Annotated in this window: 17 protein-coding genes; 9 read left to right on the plus strand and 8 right to left on the minus strand. The window is 71.3% G+C overall.

Translation table 11 applies throughout. The features are described 5' to 3' along the window. Positions 1-204: 204 nt before the first annotated feature. The gene (locus FXF51_RS17525) at positions 205-846 is read left to right on the plus strand and encodes a GntR family transcriptional regulator (RefSeq protein WP_148435550.1); all 642 of its coding nucleotides are present in this window, start codon (positions 205-207) and stop codon (positions 844-846) included. A 154-nt stretch (positions 847-1000) separates the two neighbouring features. Here the strand turns inward: FXF51_RS17525 and FXF51_RS17535 are convergent, their stop codons facing one another. Beyond that, a complete protein-coding gene (locus FXF51_RS17535; RefSeq protein ID WP_148435551.1) occupies positions 1001-1786 on the minus strand; it encodes an NAD(P)-dependent oxidoreductase in 786 nt (261 codons plus the stop codon). Between the two features lie 144 nt (positions 1787-1930). Between FXF51_RS17535 and FXF51_RS17540 the strand changes: the two genes are divergently transcribed. The 4 genes from FXF51_RS17540 to FXF51_RS17555 are packed head-to-tail and all read left to right on the plus strand — an operon-like array spanning position 1931 to position 5370. After that, positions 1931-2662, plus strand: a complete 732-nt coding sequence (locus tag FXF51_RS17540; protein ID WP_148435552.1) for a PIG-L deacetylase family protein — start codon at positions 1931-1933, stop codon at positions 2660-2662. Then, on the plus strand, positions 2659-3351 hold the full coding sequence (locus FXF51_RS17545; protein ID WP_148435553.1) for a 4-carboxy-4-hydroxy-2-oxoadipate aldolase/oxaloacetate decarboxylase: 693 nt from the start codon (positions 2659-2661) through the stop codon (positions 3349-3351). Before FXF51_RS17540 ends, FXF51_RS17545 begins: the two co-directional genes overlap by 4 nt. Further along, on the plus strand, positions 3341-4417 hold the full coding sequence (locus tag FXF51_RS17550) for a 4-oxalomesaconate tautomerase (RefSeq protein ID WP_262379599.1): 1077 nt from the start codon (positions 3341-3343) through the stop codon (positions 4415-4417). The genes FXF51_RS17545 and FXF51_RS17550 overlap by 11 nt, the downstream gene beginning before the upstream one ends. Next, positions 4414-5370, plus strand: a complete 957-nt coding sequence (locus FXF51_RS17555; RefSeq protein ID WP_148435554.1) for a catechol 2,3-dioxygenase — start codon at positions 4414-4416, stop codon at positions 5368-5370. The genes FXF51_RS17550 and FXF51_RS17555 overlap by 4 nt, the downstream gene beginning before the upstream one ends. On the opposite strand, the gene FXF51_RS17560 is transcribed toward FXF51_RS17555, so the two are convergent. The 5 genes from FXF51_RS17560 to FXF51_RS17580 all read right to left on the minus strand — a co-directional run bounded on the left by FXF51_RS17560 (position 5357) and on the right by FXF51_RS17580 (position 8969). After that, positions 5357-5773: a cupin domain-containing protein gene (locus FXF51_RS17560; RefSeq protein WP_148435555.1), complete on the minus strand. Its 417-nt coding sequence runs from the start codon at positions 5771-5773 to the stop codon at positions 5357-5359. The two genes, FXF51_RS17555 and FXF51_RS17560, sit on opposite strands and share 14 nt — an antisense overlap. An 8-nt stretch (positions 5774-5781) precedes the next feature. Continuing rightward, positions 5782-6597 carry a phosphoenolpyruvate hydrolase family protein gene (locus FXF51_RS17565; protein ID WP_148435556.1) on the minus strand — a complete coding sequence of 272 codons (816 nt, stop codon included), beginning with the start codon at positions 6595-6597 and terminating at the stop codon, positions 5782-5784. Then, the gene (locus FXF51_RS17570) at positions 6594-7874 is read right to left on the minus strand and encodes a Tm-1-like ATP-binding domain-containing protein (RefSeq protein ID WP_148435557.1); all 1281 of its coding nucleotides are present in this window, start codon (positions 7872-7874) and stop codon (positions 6594-6596) included. Before FXF51_RS17570 ends, FXF51_RS17565 begins: the two co-directional genes overlap by 4 nt. Positions 7875-7941: 67 nt before the next feature. Continuing rightward, positions 7942-8280 (minus strand): luciferase family protein, encoded by a 339-nt coding sequence (locus tag FXF51_RS17575; protein ID WP_262379622.1) that lies wholly within the window; start codon positions 8278-8280, stop codon positions 7942-7944. Positions 8281-8342: 62 nt separating this feature from the next. Further along, the gene (locus tag FXF51_RS17580) at positions 8343-8969 is read right to left on the minus strand and encodes a helix-turn-helix domain-containing protein (protein ID WP_148435559.1); all 627 of its coding nucleotides are present in this window, start codon (positions 8967-8969) and stop codon (positions 8343-8345) included. A gap of 109 nt (positions 8970-9078) precedes the next feature. Between FXF51_RS17580 and FXF51_RS17585 the strand changes: the two genes are divergently transcribed. The 3 genes from FXF51_RS17585 to FXF51_RS17595 all read left to right on the plus strand — a co-directional run bounded on the left by FXF51_RS17585 (position 9079) and on the right by FXF51_RS17595 (position 13348). Next, entirely contained in the window at positions 9079-10539 is a 1461-nt protein-coding gene (locus tag FXF51_RS17585; RefSeq protein WP_222871331.1) for an NCS1 family nucleobase:cation symporter-1, read from the plus strand. Continuing rightward, positions 10536-11264, plus strand: coding sequence for an aspartate/glutamate racemase family protein (locus tag FXF51_RS17590; protein WP_148435561.1), 729 nt, complete (start codon positions 10536-10538; stop codon positions 11262-11264). Before FXF51_RS17585 ends, FXF51_RS17590 begins: the two co-directional genes overlap by 4 nt. Before the next feature lie 125 nt (positions 11265-11389). Further along, entirely contained in the window at positions 11390-13348 is a 1959-nt protein-coding gene (locus FXF51_RS17595) for a glycosyl hydrolase family 18 protein (RefSeq protein WP_148435562.1), read from the plus strand. Positions 13349-13419: 71 nt separating this feature from the next. Here FXF51_RS17595 and FXF51_RS17600 read toward each other — a convergent pair whose 3' ends face one another. After that, on the minus strand, positions 13420-13923 hold the full coding sequence (locus tag FXF51_RS17600; RefSeq protein WP_148435563.1) for a hypothetical protein: 504 nt from the start codon (positions 13921-13923) through the stop codon (positions 13420-13422). A gap of 46 nt (positions 13924-13969) precedes the next feature. Continuing rightward, positions 13970-14815: an aldo/keto reductase gene (locus tag FXF51_RS17605; RefSeq protein ID WP_148435564.1), complete on the minus strand. Its 846-nt coding sequence runs from the start codon at positions 14813-14815 to the stop codon at positions 13970-13972. Between the two features lie 135 nt (positions 14816-14950). Between FXF51_RS17605 and FXF51_RS17610 the strand changes: the two genes are divergently transcribed. Continuing rightward, complete coding sequence (locus tag FXF51_RS17610) at positions 14951-16489, plus strand: M28 family metallopeptidase (protein WP_148435565.1); 1539 nt, start codon at positions 14951-14953, stop codon at positions 16487-16489. Positions 16490-16542: the final 53 nt, after the last annotated feature.

The raw sequence follows: 16542 nt of genomic DNA on the forward strand, positions 1-16542 counted from the left end.
ACCTCAGAACCTCCCGCCCCGCCGGCCCGCGCGCAGGCGGAAGTGCCCGCGCCCACGCGGCCGGCTGATCAATTGATCCGGGAACTTACCGGAGGCCACCGACAGATCTGAGGAAAACGATCAAAGCGCCCGGCGGCTCAGGACGCGCGCCATCGCGGGGTGATTGTCCATAATATTGTCAACCATGGACTGGAGGAGGATCCCGTGAGCTCAGGGACCCCGGACGCGCGAACGCTGACCGACCGGGTCAGAGCGGCCATACTCGGCGGGGACTTCGTGCCCAACCAGCGGCTGGTCGAAGCGGACGTGTGCGAGCAGTTCGGCGCCCCGCGCGCCGCGGTGCGCGAGACGTTCAAGGAGCTCGCCGGCGAAGGGCTCGTCGAGATCCTACGCAACAAGGGCGCCCGTGTGCGGGCGATCTCGAAGGCGGAGGCCATCGAGATCACTGAGGTGCGGATGGTGCTGGAGGGCCTGTCCGCCGCCAAGGCCGCCGAGCGGGTGACGCCCGAGCAGGCCGCACGGCTCCGGCAGATCGTCGCCGACATGCGGGTGGCGGTGGAGCGCAACGACCTCGACCGGTACTCGGAGCTGAACGCCGCGCTGCACGCCGAGGTCCGCCAGATCGCCGAGCACGGGACGTCCGCGGCGATCATCGAGCGGCTGGGGGCGCAGGTGGTGCGGCACAAGTTCCGGCTGGCCCGGCAGCCGGGACGGGCGGCGGTGTCGTTGCCGCAGCACGAGCTGATCGTGGCGGCCATCGTGGCCCGCGACCCGGAGGCGGCCCAGACGGCCATGCAGCAGCACCTGCGCAGCGTCGCCAAGGCGCTGGAGGTCACCCCCGACTGACACGTCAGAGCCCGGGACGCGCGCCACACACCCGGACACGCATCACGCGCCAGACGCCAGTCGGACGCGGGCCGGACGCGGACCGGGGGCCGGACGCGGGCGGGGCTGGGCTGGACGCGGGCCGGGCTCAGGCCGGACCCGGGCCGGACGCGGGTCATGTGCCCGGGATGGGTGGGATGCCGGTGCGGGTGACCTCGTCGAGCGTGGCGGTCGTGGCCCGCGTCATGGTGCTGGGCACGCCGAGCTCCTCCAGCATCCGCGTGGCGGCCTCCATCTCGTGCACCCGCCGCACACCGTGCTGCCCCGCCCCCTTGACCAGCCGCACCACGAACTCCTCGTCGGCGGCGGTGACCGTCTCCAGCAGGTGCTCCCAGAACCACCCCTCCAGCCCCGCCTCCCGCGCCGCCCGCTGCGACTCGATGACGAGCGCGCTCAGCCCCTTGACCAGCACGCTGCGCAGCAGCTTGCGGGCGGCGGCGTCCCCCGGCGACCCGCCGATGGGCGTCACGGACATGCCGAGCCCGCTCGCGAAGGCGGCGAACCGGTCCGCGGAGGCGCCACTGGCCAGGATGGGGGTGGCCAGGCCGCGCAGCGGGACCGGCGCCATGATCGCCCCGTCCACGACCGCCGCCCCCGAGGGCTCCAGCAGCTCGGCGATCCGCCGCTTGTCGCCGGGCGCGCCGGTGGACAGGTCGGCGTAGAGCGCGCCGGGCCCGAGGTGGGGGCGGGACTCGGCGCAGGCGGTGAGGCTGTCGGCCCCGGTGGTCACGGCGATGACGACGTCGGCCCCGCGCACGGCGTCAGCGTTGGAGGCGACGACCGCGTCGCCCGGCGGGTACGCGGGGTCGTACACGCGCAGCCGTACCTTCCCCGCCAGTCCTGCGGCGAGAATATGACCGACCTCGCCGTAACCGAGCAGCGCCACCTGAGGTGTGTCCATACACGTCATCCTCTCCCACCCGAAGCCATATCGTTGACAATGTTGTCCGATATCCATGCCAAACCGCCACCAATCCCACCAAAGAAGCGACATCAAACCCGATAATGTTGACAATCTGGTCGCCGGGCTCCTAGCGTCAGCGGCGTGACCTCTTCTCGTACCCTGTTGGTGATCAGCGCCCACGCCGGCGACTTCGTCTGGCGCGCGGGCGGCGCGATAGCCCTGGCCACTGGCCGCGGCGAGCGCGCCAAGGTGGTGTGCCTGAGCTACGGCGAGCGCGGCGAGTCCGCGAAGGCGTGGCGCGCGGGCAAGACGCTGGAGGAGATCAAGGCGATCCGGCGCGAGGAGGCGGAGCACGCCGCCGCGGAGCTGGGCGCCGAGATCGAGTTCCTCGACGCCGGCGACTACCCCCTGGTGGAGAGCCGGGAGCTGGTGGACCGGCTGGTCCGCGTCTACCGCGACGTGGTGCCCGACGTGGTGCTGACGCACCCGCTGGCCGACCCGTACAACGGCGACCACCCGGCCGCGGCCCGCATGGCGCTGCAGGCGCGCGTGCTGGCGCAGGCGATCGGCTACGAGGCGCCCGGTGAGCCGCTCGGCGCGCCGCCCGTGTTCTTCTTCGAGCCGCACCAGCCCGAGCAGTGCGACTTCAAGCCGGAGGTGCTGCTCGACATCACCCCGGTGTTCGACAGGAAGCGCAAGGCGATGGAGTGCCTGCCGGCGCAGCAGCACATGTGGGACTACTACACCGACCTGGCCAAGCGCCGCGGCGTGCAGCTCAAGCGCAACGCGGGCCCGAACCTGGGGCTGGCGCACGACACGATGGGCGAGGCGTACATGCGGCTGTACCCGCAGGTCACGGACGTGCTGTCGTGAGGAACGTGGTCATCACCGGCATCCCGCGCGCCGACCCGCGCCGGATAGACACCCTGGCCGGGTACGGCGTCGCGACCGTGCACGAGGCGCTCGGCCGCACCGGCTACCTCGGCCCCGGCCTGCGTCCCGCCTGGCCGGGCGCCAGGACGGGCGGGAACGCGGTCACCGTGCTGTCCTGGCCGGGCGACAACCTGATGATCCACGTCGCCGTCGAGCAGTGCCAGATAGGCGACATCCTGGTGGTCACCACGACGTCGCCGTCCACGGACGGCATGTTCGGCGAGCTGTTCGCCACGGCGCTGGCCCATCGCGGCGTGCGCGGCGTGGTGATCAACGCGGGCGTGCGCGACGTGGCCGAGCTGCGCGCCATGGGCTTCCCCGCCTGGAGCGCGGCCGTCAGCGCGCAGGGCACCGTGAAGGCGACCCCCGGCGCGGTGAACGTGCCGATCACGATCGGCGGGCAGCTCATCAGGCCGGGCGACACGATCCTGGCCGACGACGACGGCGTGCTGGTCTGCCCGCGCGAGGACCTCGACCGGGCCCTCACCGCGTCCGCCGCCCGTGCGGACAAGGAGGCCACCACGCGCGCCGCCTTCCTGAAGGGCGAGCTGGGCCTCGACCGGTACGGCCTGCGCGAGCGCCTGCCCGGCCTCGGCATCACCTACGAGGAGTACGACGGTGACCGATGACGGGGTGCGCTGCATGCTCATGCGCGGCGGCACCTCCAAGGGCGCCTACTTCCTGGCGGACGACCTGCCCGGCGACCCGGCGGAGCGCGACGACCTGCTGCTGCGCGTCCTGGGCAGCCCCGACCCGCGCCAGATCGACGGCATCGGCGGCGCCCACCCGCTGACCAGCAAGGTCGCCGTCGTCTCGGCCGGAACCGACCCGTCCGCCGACGTGGACTACCTCTTCCTCCAGGTCACCGTGGACGAGCCGGTCGTCTCCAGCCGCCAGAACTGCGGCAACATCCTGGCGGGCGTGGGCCCGTTCGCCGTCGAACGCGGGCTCGTCGCGCCCACCGGCGACCGGACCGAGGTGCGCATCCGCCTGGTCAACACCGGCGGGTCGGCCACCGCGAGCTTCCCGACGCCGGGCGGCCGGGTCGACTACCGGGGCGGCACCGCCATCGCGGGAGTGCCGGGCACGGCCGCCGCCGTGGTGCTGGGCTTCGCCGACACCGCAGGCTCTGCCACCGGCAGGCTGCTGCCCACCGGCCGCGCCGTGGACGTGATCGACGGCATCGAGGTGACCTGCGTCGACAACGGCATGCCTGTCGTCGTCGCGGCGGCCACGGACCTGGGCGTCACCGGCTACGAGTCGCACCAGGAGCTGGCGGAGGACCGCGCCCTGCTCGACCGGATCCAGTCGCTGCGGCTCCAGGCGGGCGAGCTGATGGGCCTCGGCGACGTGAGCGCCGAGTCGGTGCCGAAGACCACGCTCGTCGCCCCGCCCAGGGACGGCGGGGCGCTGTGCACCCGTACGTTCATCCCGGTCCGCCCGCACACCGCGATCGGGGTGCTGGGCGCGATCAGCGCCGTCACGGCGGCGCTGCTGCCGGACGGCGTGGCGCGGCGGCACGCCCGCCTGCCCGAGGGCAGCCGGTTCGACGTCGAGCACCCCACCGGCCACCTGGAGGTGGAGGTGGAGCTCGACCTGTCCACCGACCCGCCGACCGCGCTGCGGGCGGCCAGCGTGCGCACCGCGCGCAAGCTCTTCGACGGAACGGTCTACCCACGGGAAGGAAAGCCGTGAACGCCCTGCTGCACGACGTCGCCCACCTCGGCCACGTCGAACTGCTCACCCCGCAGCCCGAGCGGAGCCTGTGGTTCTTCACCGACATCCTCGGCATGACGGCCGCGGGCCAGGACGGCGACTCGGTCTACCTGCGCACCTACGACGACTACGAGCACCACAGCCTGACGCTGACCGCGCACCACACCTCGGGCCTGCGCGCGACCGGCCTGCGGGCGAGCAGCCAGGAGGCGCTCGACCGCAGGGTGCTGGCGATCAAGGATGCGGGGCTGGGCATCGGCTGGCGCGACGGCGAGCCTGGGCGCGGCCCGACGTACGCCTTCCACGACCCGGACGGCCACGAGCTGCGGCTGTACTGGGAGTCGGAGTGGTACGAGGCCCCCGAGGAGCTGCGCCCGGCGCTGAAGAACCAGCCGCAGGCCTTCCCCGGCCACGGCGTCGGCGTGCGCCGCCTGGACCACATCAACTTCCTGGCCGCCGAGGCCGCGGCGAACGGCGCGTTCGTCCGCGACGTGCTCGGCGCGCGCGTCACCGAGCAGATCATGCTGGACTCCGGCCGGATCTCCGCCCAGTGGCTGCACTTCGGCAGCAAGTCCTACGACCTCGTCTACACCGACGACTGGTCGGGCTCCTCGGGCCGGCTGCACCACATCGCCTTCGCCACGAACTCGCGCGAGGACATCCTGCGGGCGGCCGACATCTGCCTGGAGAACGACGTCTTCATCGAGACGGGCCCGCACAAGCACGCCATCCAGCAGACCTTCTTCCTGTACGTCTACGAGCCCGGCGGCAACCGCATCGAGCTGTGCAACCCGCTGACCAGGCTCATCCTGGCCCCCGACTGGCGGACCATCACGTGGACGGAGGCCGAGCGCGCCAAGGGCCAGGCGTGGGGGCTGAAGACGATCGCCTCCTTCCACACCCACGGGACGCCTCCGGTCACCCCTGCTTGACGGCCTCCCAGGTGGGCTGCTCGCCGGGCGCCAACTCGGCGAAATCGGGCAGGTCGCGCAGCGCGTCCTCGGCGCCGCCCGGCGTGTACGTGGCGATGATCCGCAGAGGACGCCACCCGGTGTTGAACGTCGAGTGCAGTGTCCCCATCGGGATGTAGACCGCGTCGCCGGCCTTGACCGCGAACTCGGGCCCGTCCCCCACCGTCTGGCGCCCCTCGCCTTCGATGATGTAGAGCACCTCGTCGGAGAAGGGGTGCAGGTGGCGGTCGTGCCCCTTGTTCGGGTTGATCACGACCTCGCCGAAGGTGGAGGACGCGCCCGGCACGGTGCCCGGCGTGATGTGCCACTTGATGGAGCCCCAGTCGAACACCATGGTGGGCACGTCGTCCGGTCTGCGGTGCATGAGTGCTCCTAGAGGCTCTTGAAGGTGCGCGACTGGTCGGCGATGGCCCGCTCGGCGGGCAGGCGCTCCATCGAGGAGGCGCCGAAGAAGCCCGCGACGCCGGTGGTGCGCGCCTGGATGTAGGCGACGTCCTCGGGCTCGGCGATGGGGCCGCCGTGGCACAGCACGATGATCTCGGGGTTCACGGCCGCGGCGGCGTCGTGCATCTCCTGGACGCGTACGGCCGACTCGTCCAGCGTGAGGGCGGTTCTTGCGCCGATGCTGCCCTTGGTCGTCAGGCCCATGTGCGGCACGACGATGTCGGCTCCCGCCTCGGCCATGGCGGTGGCCTGCTCGGGGGTGAAGACGTACGGGGCGGTGAGCAGGCCGCGCTCGGCGGCCAGCCGGATCATCTCGATCTCCAGGTCGAAGCCCATGCCGGTCTCCTCCAGGTTCGCCCGGAAGACGCCGTCGATGAGGCCGACGGTGGGGAAGTTCTGGACGCCCGCGAAGCCCATCGCCTTGAGCTGGTCGAGGAACTGCGGCATCAGCCGGAACGGGTCGGTGCCGCAGACCCCGGCCAGCACCGGGGTGTCCTTGACGACGGGCAGCACCTCGCCGGCCATCTCGACCACGATCGCGTTGGCGTCCCCGTACGGCAGCAGCCCGGCCAGCGAGCCGCGCCCGGCCATCCTGAACCGGCCGGAGTTGTAGATGATGATCAGGTCCACGCCGCCGGCCTCGGCCGCCTTGGCGGACAGCCCGGTGCCCGCGCCCGCCCCGATGACGAGCCGGCCCGCCTTCCGCTCGGCCCTGAGCCTGCTGAGCGCCTCGTCGCGGTTCATGCCGCCCCCTTCTGGATCAGCTCGTGCAACCGGTCGGCGGCGGCGACCGCGAACCGGGGCTGGTTGATGTCGTCCTCGCTCTCCACCACCTGGACGTCGCCGCCCGCCACCGCCGCCAGCGCGGCCTCGAAGCAGGCGGCGTCGGCGCCGGGGTCGTGGAACGGGCCGCCCTCGACGTCCACGGCCGAGACGCCGCCGCGCGGCACGAACAGCGCCACGGGCCCGGTGGCGGCGGCCAGCTTCGTGCCGATCTCCGTGCCGATCGCGGCGCACTCCTCCGCCGTGGTGCGCATCAGTGTCACGGTGGGGTTGTGCACCAGCAGCAGCCGCTGCCTGAACCGCTCGGGGACGCCGTCCATCGGGCCGAAGTTCACCATGTCCACCGCGCCCAGGCTGACCACCTGCGGCACGCCGGCCGCCCCGGCGGCGGTCAGGCGTTCCCGGCCCGCCGACAGGACGCCGCCCACCAGTTCGTCGGCCAGCTCCGTGGTGGTGAGGTCCAGCACGCCGGCGAAGTAGCCGTCCCTGATCAGGGCCTCCATGGCGCGCCCGCCCGAACCGGTGGCGTGGAAGACCACCACCTCGTAGCCCAGTTCCTCCAGCCGGGCCCTGGCCGCATTCACGGCGGGGGTGGTCACGCCGAACATGGTGGCGGCGATGAGCGGCCTGTCCCCGGCGGGCGCCCGGCCGGTCGTCCGCGCCTGACGCCCGGCCACGCGCGTCTCACCCGCCTGCCCGCGGCGGCGCTCCTCGTAGGCCGCCGCCATCGCGGCGATCGCCGCCGCCGCGTTGCCGAGGATCGGGCGGGAGATCGCGTTGATGCCCGCGACGTCAACGACGCTGTACATGAGCGTCACGTCGCTCTGCCCGACGAAGGGGGAGACGTCGCCGCTCGCCATCGTGGAGACCAGCAGCTTGGGCACCCCCACGGGCAGGGCGGCCATGGCCGCCGCGGCGATCGAGGAGCCGCCGCTGCCGCCCAGTGCCAGCACCCCGCTCACCCGGCCGGACTCCCACAGGTCCCTGGTGATCTTCGCGGCTCCGGCGGCCATGACGCTCAGGGCCGCGCCGCGATCGGCGTCGCTCCTGAGCCGCGCGAGGCTCGCCCCGCCCGCCTCGGCCACCTGCTCCGCACCCACCTGCGCGGGCAGCGCGGGGTCCGCCATGACCCCCGCGTCGAGCAGCACGACCTCCTGCCCCGCCGCCGTGACGAGATCGCGCACGTAGGCGTACTCCGCGCCCTTGGTGTCGAGGGTCCCGAGCAGTAACACGGCCATGACGGATCCTCCTCCGGGTCGGCTGCCCCAGGAGCAGCCTCCCCCGCCGGGCGGGCCGTCACGCCTCTCAGTGCACGTGAGCCTTGATCGCCACGCTGGTCAGGGCGAGCAGCAGCTCCAGGTCGGGCTCGGCGTCCACGTGGACGGCCACCCAGGCCTGGTCCTCACACGCCTGCACCTGCTCGCACGTGCTCAGGTAGGGCCGCAGCCGGTCGATGGCCGGGGCGGTCAGGCGCACGCGCACCTCGTCGGAGCCGGCGAGCCGGATGATCTCGGTGCCGCTCACCGCGAACGTGGTGCCGCGCCGCCCGTCGCTCACCGCCAGCGCGGGCCACGACCTCAGCTCCGCCACCGCTCGGGCCACGTACGGCCCCCGACGTTCAGCCTCCCGCCGCCAGGCGGTCATCCCTGCCACACCTCCATGCTGAGGTATGCGCGTCCTTGCCGTCAGTGTCCGTTCCGCAACCGTTATCCGGCGTGCACGATCAGCCACACGGCGACCGCCGTGACGGTGGCGGAGCGGTTGCCGATGATGTGCGGGCGGCTGCACGGGAAGGTGATCGAGTCGCCCTCCGCGAGGGTGACGACCTCCGACTCGAACTCGATGGTCAGCTCTCCCGCCGTGACGGTGCCGACCTCGTACCCCTCGTGCTTGAGGAAGCGGCCGTGGGCGGTGGAGACGGCGTGCGGCGGGTAGGTGGACTCGAAGAACTCCACGTCGGGGGTGGGGCCCGGCGACAGCCGCCGGAACGTCACTCCCCCGCCGAGCCGGATGGGCGCGACCTCGCCCGCCCGCCTGACGGCCGGCTCGGGCAGCGGCGCCTTCCGCCCGCCGGACGGCTCTTCCCGCTCCCCAGGCGGCTCCTTGCGCTCGTCGGAGTCGAAGACGGCCGCCAGCGGCACGCCGATGGCCGACACGTACGCGATCAGCCTGCTCACCGAGGGCCGCATGGCGCCCCGCTCGATCTGGGACACCGCGCTGGCCGAGATGCCCAGCTCACGGGCCACCGCCCGCAGCGACTTGCCGGAGCGCGCGCGCAGCTCCCGCAGCCGCCGGCCGAGCCTCTCGCTGCTGACCGCTTCCAGGTCGTCCATAACCTCCGTCACAGGGCTTTAACACGGGCGCAATGAGGGGATCGCTCTCTCAGGTGTTAAGTGATGACTTAACACCTGAGAGCGACCGCACCCCCCAAGGATGCCGCAGATGACCCAGCCCACCGTCGCCCCAGCCCCCGCCTACGACCCCCGGCTCACCAACGAGGACCTCGCCCCGCTGCGCGAGCAGACCTGGTCCTCCTACAACATCTTCGCCTTCTGGATGTCCGACGTGCACAGCGTCGGCGGCTACGTCACCGCGGGCAGCCTGTTCGCGCTGGGCCTGGCGAGCTGGCAGGTGCTGTTCGCGCTGCTGGCCGGCATCGTCATCGTCAACGTCTTCTGCAACCTGGTGGCCAAGCCCAGCCAGGTCACCGGGGTGCCGTACCCGGTGATCAACCGGGCGGTGTTCGGGGTGCTCGGCGCGAACATCCCGGCCATCGTGCGCGGCGCGATCGCGATCGCCTGGTACGGCGTGCAGACGTACCTGGCCTCGCAGTCGCTGATCATCATCTTCCTCAAGTTCTGGCCCGCCACCGCCGCGCTGAACGAGCCGCGCTTCCTCGGCCTGTCCGTGCTCGGCTACATCTGCTACGCCATCCTGTGGGTGGCGCAGGCGGCGGTGTTCTGGCGCGGCATGGACGCGATCCGCCGGTTCGTCGACTTCGCCGGGCCCGCCGTGTACGTGGTCATGGTCGTGCTGGCGGTCTACCTGGTGAGCCAGGCGGGCTGGGAGAACCTCAGCCTGGACCTGTCGCAGGGCGAGAGCCTCGGGTTCGCCGAGTCGATCCCCGTGATGCTGGGCGCGATCGCGCTGGTCGTGTCGTACTTCTCGGGCCCGATGCTGAACTTCGGCGACTTCTCCCGCTACGGGCGCTCGTTCGAGGCCGTCAAGCGCGGCAACTTCCTCGGCCTGCCGATCAACTTCCTGTTCTTCTCGCTGCTGACGGTGATCACCGCGTCGGCCACGGTGCCGGTGTTCGGCGAGCTGATCACCGACCCGATCCAGACGGTGCAGCGCATCGACACGCCGTTCGCGATCCTGCTCGGCGGCCTGACCTTCGTCATCGCCACGGTCGGCATCAACATCGTGGCCAACTTCATCTCGCCGGCCTTCGACTTCTCCAACGTCAGCCCGCAGCGCATCAGCTGGCGCACCGGCGGCATGATCGCCGCGGTCGGCTCCGTGCTGCTGACGCCCTGGAACTGGTACGGCAACCCCGACGCCATCCACTACACGCTGGGCCTGCTGGGGGCGCTGATCGGGCCGCTGTTCGGCATCCTGATCGCCGGCTACTACGTCTGCGCGCGGCAGCGGGTGTCGGTGGACGAGCTGTTCACGCTGGACCCGGGCGGCCGGTACTTCTTCGAGCGGGGCTACAACCGCAACGCCGTCTGGGCGACGGTGCTCAGCGGGGTGCCCGCCATCGCCTCGGTCCTGGTGCCGAAGCTGGTGACGGCCGCCGACCTGATGTGGATCGCCGACTACAGCTGGTTCCTGGGCTGCGGGCTCGGGTTCGTGGTGATGGTCGCGCTGGAGCGCCGCACGCCCCGGATCGTCCCCGCATGACCCACGTCCGCGTCATCAACCCGAACACCGCCCTGGCCATGACCGCCTCCATCGGTCGTTGCGCCAGGGCGGTGGCGTCCCCGGGGACGACCGTGACGGCCGTGAGCCCGGCCATGGGTCCCGAGTCGATCGAGAGTCACTACGACGAGGCGCTGGCCGTGCCGGGCGTGCTGGCCGAGGTCGCGGCGGGCGAGCGGGAGGGGGTGGACGCGTACGTGATCGCCTGCTTCGGCGACCCCGGCCTGGACGCCGCCCGCGAGCTGGCCGGCGGCCCGGTGATCGGGATCGCGGAGGCCGCCATGCACGCCGCCACCCTGGTCGGCCGGAGCTTCAGCGTGGTGACCACGCTGTCCAGGACGGCCGGCAGGGCGTGGGAGCTGGCTCACCGCTACGGCTTCGCCGCGCTCTGCAAAGGTGTGCACGCCTGCGACGTCCCGGTGCTGGCCCTGGAGGAGCCGCCGGCCAGGAAGGCGGTGATCGAGCTGTGCGCGGCGGCACTCGACCGTGACGGGAGCGACGCGATCGTGCTGGGCTGCGCGGGCATGGCGGACTTCTGCGCCGAGGCGTCGCGGGCCACGGGCGTGCCGGTGATCGACGGGGTGGGCGCGGCGACCCGCTTCGCCGAGTCGCTGGTGGCGCTCGGCCTGCGGACGAGCACGCGCGGCGAGTACGCCAGGCCGCTCCCCAAGCGCTACTCCGGTTTACTGCGCGATTTCACGATCTGAGCGACATGTCTTGACTCGTTCCGCAGGTCGGGGTTACCGTCGCCCCATAACTCAAAGGAAACTTTCCTAATAGTTTCCTGGACATCCCACCCCCTGTACACCCCCCAACCGGATGTCGGAGCGTCATGAGACACACCATCCTGAGCAAGGTCCTCGCCGGGCTGGCGGCGTTAGCGCTGCCGCTCACCGCGGTCGTCGCCGCCACCCCGGCCGCGTCCGCCTCGGCCGTGCGCGTCCTCGCGGCCGACTGGGCGGCCTGGACGGCGTACGCGACGGGCGCGCGCGTCACCTACAACGGCGTCGAGTACGAATGCCTCCAGGCCCACACCTCCCAGCCCGGCTGGGAGCCGCCGAACGTGCCCGCCCTGTGGAAGGTCGCCACCGGCGGCGGCACCGACACCACCGCCCCCAGCGTGCCGGGCAACCTGCGCTCCACGGGCGTCACCAGCACCAGCGTCACCCTGGCCTGGAACGCCTCCACCGACAACGTCGGCGTCACCGGCTACGAGATCTACCGGGGCGGCACCCTCGTCACCACCGTCACCGGCACCACCCACACCGACACGGGCCTGACCGCCAACACCGCCTACAGCTACACCGTCCGCGCCCGCGACGCCGCCGGCAACCGCTCCGCCAACAGCAACACCGCCAACGCCACCACGACGGGCGGCGGCGGCACGGACACCACCGCGCCGACCGTGCCGGGCAACCTGCGTTCGACCGGCGTCTCCAGCAGCAGCGTCTCCCTCGCCTGGAACGCCTCCACCGACAACGTCGGCGTCACCGGCTACGAGATCTACCGCGGCGGCACCCTCGTCACCACCGTCACCGGCACGTCCCACACGGACACGGGGCTCGCGGCGAACACCGCCTACAGCTACACCGTCCGCGCCCGCGACGCCGCCGGCAACCGCTCCGCCAACAGCAACACCGCCAACGCCACAACCACGGGCGGCACCGGGGGCGGCGGCGACAAGGTGCTCGGCTACTTCGTGCAGTGGGGCGTCTACCAGCGCGCCTACCACGTCAAGAACATCGACACCAGCGGCTCGGCCGCCAAGCTGACGCACATCAACTACGCCTTCGGCAACGTGCAGAACGGCCAGTGCACGATCGGCGACAGCTACGCCGACTACGACCGCTTCTACCAGGCGGGCGAGAGCGTGGACGGCGTCGCCGACACCTGGGACGCCGGCGCGCTGCGCGGCAACTTCAACCAGCTACGCAAGCTCAAGAAGAAGTACCCGAACCTGAAGGTGCTCTTCTCCTTCGGCGGCTGGACCTGGTCCGGCGGCTTCGGCCAGGCCGCCCAGAACCCTGCCGCCTTCGCCAACTCCTGCTACAACCTGGTCGAGGACCCGCGCTGGGCGGACGTCTTCGACGGCATCGACATCGACTGGGAGTACCCGAACGCCTGCGGCCTGACCTGCGACACCAGCGGCCCTGCCGCGTTCAGGAACGTGATGTCGGCGCTGCGCACCCGCTTCGGCTCCGGCAACCTGGTCACCGCCGCGATCACCGCCGACGGCACCGACGGCGGCAAGATCGACGCCGCCGACTACGGCGGCGCGGCGCAGTACGTCGACTGGTACAACGTCATGACCTACGACTTCTTCGGCGCCTGGGCGGCGCAGGGCCCGACGGCCCCGCACTCGCCGCTCAACTCCTACACCGGCATCCCGATCGCCGGCTTCCACTCCGACAGCGCGATCCAGAAGCTCAAGAGCAAGGGCGTGCCGGCGAGCAAGCTGCTGCTCGGCATCGGCTTCTACGGCCGCGGCTGGACCGGCGTCACCCAGGCCGCGCCGGGCGGCACGGCCACGGGGCCCGCGCCGGGCACGTTCGAGCAGGGCATCGAGGACTACAAGGTGCTCAAGACGCGCTGCCCGGCCACGGGCACGGTCGCGGGCACGGCGTACGCGTACTGCGGCGGCCAGTGGTGGAGCTACGACACGCCGGCCACGATCGGCGGCAAGATGAGCTACTCGAAGAACCAGGGCCTCGGCGGCGCGTTCTTCTGGGAGCTCAGCGGCGACACGACGAACGGGGAGCTGATCACGGCCATGAAGAGCGGCCTGGGGTGACCCGCTGAAAGACCCCGCTGACAGACCCCGTTGACAGACCGGGGCCGGCCCTCCGCGCCTGGGGGCCGGCCTCAGCACCACTCCTGCGCCTGTTTCTTGAGACCGTCCTGGGTGAGCTTGACGTCGTAACCGTACTGGGAGCCGTCGTCGTAGTACTGGATCACGATGCGGTCCCGGTACAGGGCCTTCTCGTGGCCGGCCCTGAGAGTGACGGAACCGTAGGTGAGCTGCACACCGGACCTGAAGGCGCTGACCTCGTAGAACTGGTCCTCGCGAAGGTCGAGATCGCCCTCCGTCACAGACCATCCGGCGGGCAGTTCCTCCAGGTCGACGAACCCGATGCCGTCGCCGGTCAAGGCCGGGCCGCTGACCCTGGCCTGATCGAGCGATTCACCACCCGAATGGCGGTGGACGACCACCGTGTCAGGTGCCCGGTCGCACCAAGCCACCGCCACCGTCAGATGGCCGTCCTCACCCAACGTCAGCCCTACCCGGCCGCCCCCGGCCGGTGTGCACGCCGTCAGCGCGAGAAACAGCACTCCGGCGGCGGTGGCACGGGCGACCTGTGATCTCATGATCCGCAAGCTGCCATGCCGGTCGGCCGACGGTCAACCGGTCACTTCAGCCCAGCTCGCTCAGCTGCTCGGCCGTCAGCTCCACCGTCGAGGCGCCCAGGTTCTCCTCCAGGTGCGCGATCGACGACGTGCCCGGGATCGGCAGCACCATCGGCGACCTGGCCAGCAGCCACGCCAGGCTGACCTGCGACGGCGTGGCGCCGAGCACCTTGGCCACGTGCTCCACCGGGCTGCCGGGCCCCGTCAGCGCGCCCTTGGCGACGGGGCTGTAGGGAATGAAGACGATGCCTTGCTCCGTGCAGTGGTCGAGGACCGGCTCGGAGAAGCGGTTGGTGAGGTTGTAGCGGTTCTGCACGGAGACGATGTCGGTGACGCGCCGGGCCCGCTCCAGCTCCTCGACGCTCACCTCCGACAGCCCGATCTCGGCGATCTTGCCTTCGTCGCGCAGCGCGTTCAGCTCGCCGACCTGGTCCTCCAGCGGCACGTGCGGGTCGATGCGGTGGAGCTGCAGCAGGTCGAGCCGCTCGACGCCGAGCCTGCGCAGGCTCATCTCGACCTCCTGCCGCAGGTACGCGGGCCGCCCCACGGGGTGCCACTGGCTCGGCCCGGTGCGGACGAACCCGGCCTTGGTGGCGATCAGCAGGCCCTCCGGGTACGGGTGCAGGGCCTCGCGGATGAGCTCCTCGTTGACGTACGGGCCGTAGGAGTCGGCCGTGTCGATGAAGTTCACGCCCAGCTCGACCACCCGGCGCAGCACCCGGACGGCCGCGTCGCGGTCGGCGGGCGGCCCCCAGACGCCCGGCCCCGTCAGGCTCATGGCCCCGTAGCCCAGGCGGTGCACGGTCTTGCCGCCGATGGCCAGCGTGCCGGTGGACGGGAGCGATATGGACATGCGGTTCCTCACCTCGACTTGGGACGTTCCAGGTCCGTGATGCAACGGATACATCGTCACTCTTCCTTACCACGCGACCCGTTAATACGTTTCGGGGCATCTGCGCTTTTTGACCTGGTTCATCCGAGGAGCAGTATGCGTTCCCGTTCACGAAGAGGTTTAGTCAGCGCCATCACCGCCGCGGCCGTGGTCCTCTCGCCGGTGGCCTTCGCCACGCCGGCCGATGCCCACGGGGGCAGGAACCACGTACAGAAGCTCGTCAAGGCCGTCTCCGGCAAGAACGTCAAGAGACACCTGTGGGCCCTGCAGGCCATCGCGAACGCCAACGGCGGCACCCGCGTCTCCGGCACTCCCGGCTTCGACGCCTCCCGCGACTATGTGGCAGCCAAGCTGCGCCGCGCCGGGTACGACGTGACGATCCAGCCGTTCGCGTTCACCTTCGACGGCTATATCACGCCGCCCGTGCTCAAGCGGACCAGCGGCGAGCAGAAGACGTACACCTACGGGTTCTTCGCCGACTACGTCGCCATGCAGGACTCCCCCGCCGGCGCCGTCAGCAGCACGCTCCAGGCGGTGGACCTCGTGCTGCCGCCGGGCCCGGCGGCCAACTCCTCCAGCTCGGGGTGCGAGGCGAGCGACTTCGCCGGGTTCACGCCCGGCAACATCGCGCTGATGCAGCGCGGCACCTGCAACTTCCGGATCAAGGTGGACAACGCCATCGCCGCCGGAGCCAGCGCCGCCATCGTGTTCAACGAGGGGCAGCCCGGCCGTACCGAGGTGGACCTGAACCCGACCCTCGGCGGGCCGGGCGTCACGATTCCCTCCTTCTTCACCAGCTTCGCGGTCGGCAACGAGCTGGCCGCCACGGCGGGCACCACCGTGCAGATGAACTGGGACCCCATCGTGGAGACCAGAACCACCTACAACGTGATCGCGCAGAGCCGGAAGGGCGACCCGGACAACGTCGTCATGCTGGGCGCCCACCTGGACAGCGTCCAGGAGGGGCCGGGCATCAACGACAACGGCTCGGGCAGCGCGGGCATCCTCGAAGTGGCCCTGCAGATGGCCAAGCTCAAGCCGAAGAACCAGCTCCGGTTCGCGTTCTGGGGGGCCGAGGAGTTCGGGCTGCTCGGCTCGCGGCACTACGTGAACGCGCTGCCCCCCGAGGAGCGGGCCAGGATCAGCCTGTACCTCAACTTCGACATGATCGCCTCGCCGAACTACACGTTCGGCGTCTACGACGGTGACGGCGACGCCTTCGGCACCGCCGGGCCTGCCGGGTCCGACGTGATCGAGGAGGACTTCGAGAAGTTCTTCGCCGGGCGCGGCCTGCCCTTCAAGGCGACCGCCTTCACCGGGCGCTCGGACTACGGGCCGTTCATCGCGGTCGGGATCCCGTCCGGCGGGCTGTTCACCGGGGCCGAGGTGCTCAAGACCGAGGAGGAGGCGGCGATCTTCGGCGGCACCGCCGGGATCCCGCTCGACCCCTGCTACCACAGCGTCTGCGACACCATCCGCAACATCAACGACAGGGCGCTGGACGTGAACTCGGACGCGATCGCGACGCTGGCGGGCACGTACGCGTACGACACGGGCACCATCGGCACCGCCCCCGCACCGACGACGGCGTCCCGCGCCACGCACCCGCACCACCCTGCGGACTCCGCGAGCTGACCCTCGCTCCGGCCCCCGTGCCCTGCTCAGGACGCTGTTGGCGAATTGATCAA

Origin of the sequence: Nonomuraea sp. PA05 (assembly GCF_008086045.1) — a bacterium.
Taxonomy (GTDB): domain Bacteria; phylum Actinomycetota; class Actinomycetes; order Streptosporangiales; family Streptosporangiaceae; genus Nonomuraea; species Nonomuraea monospora.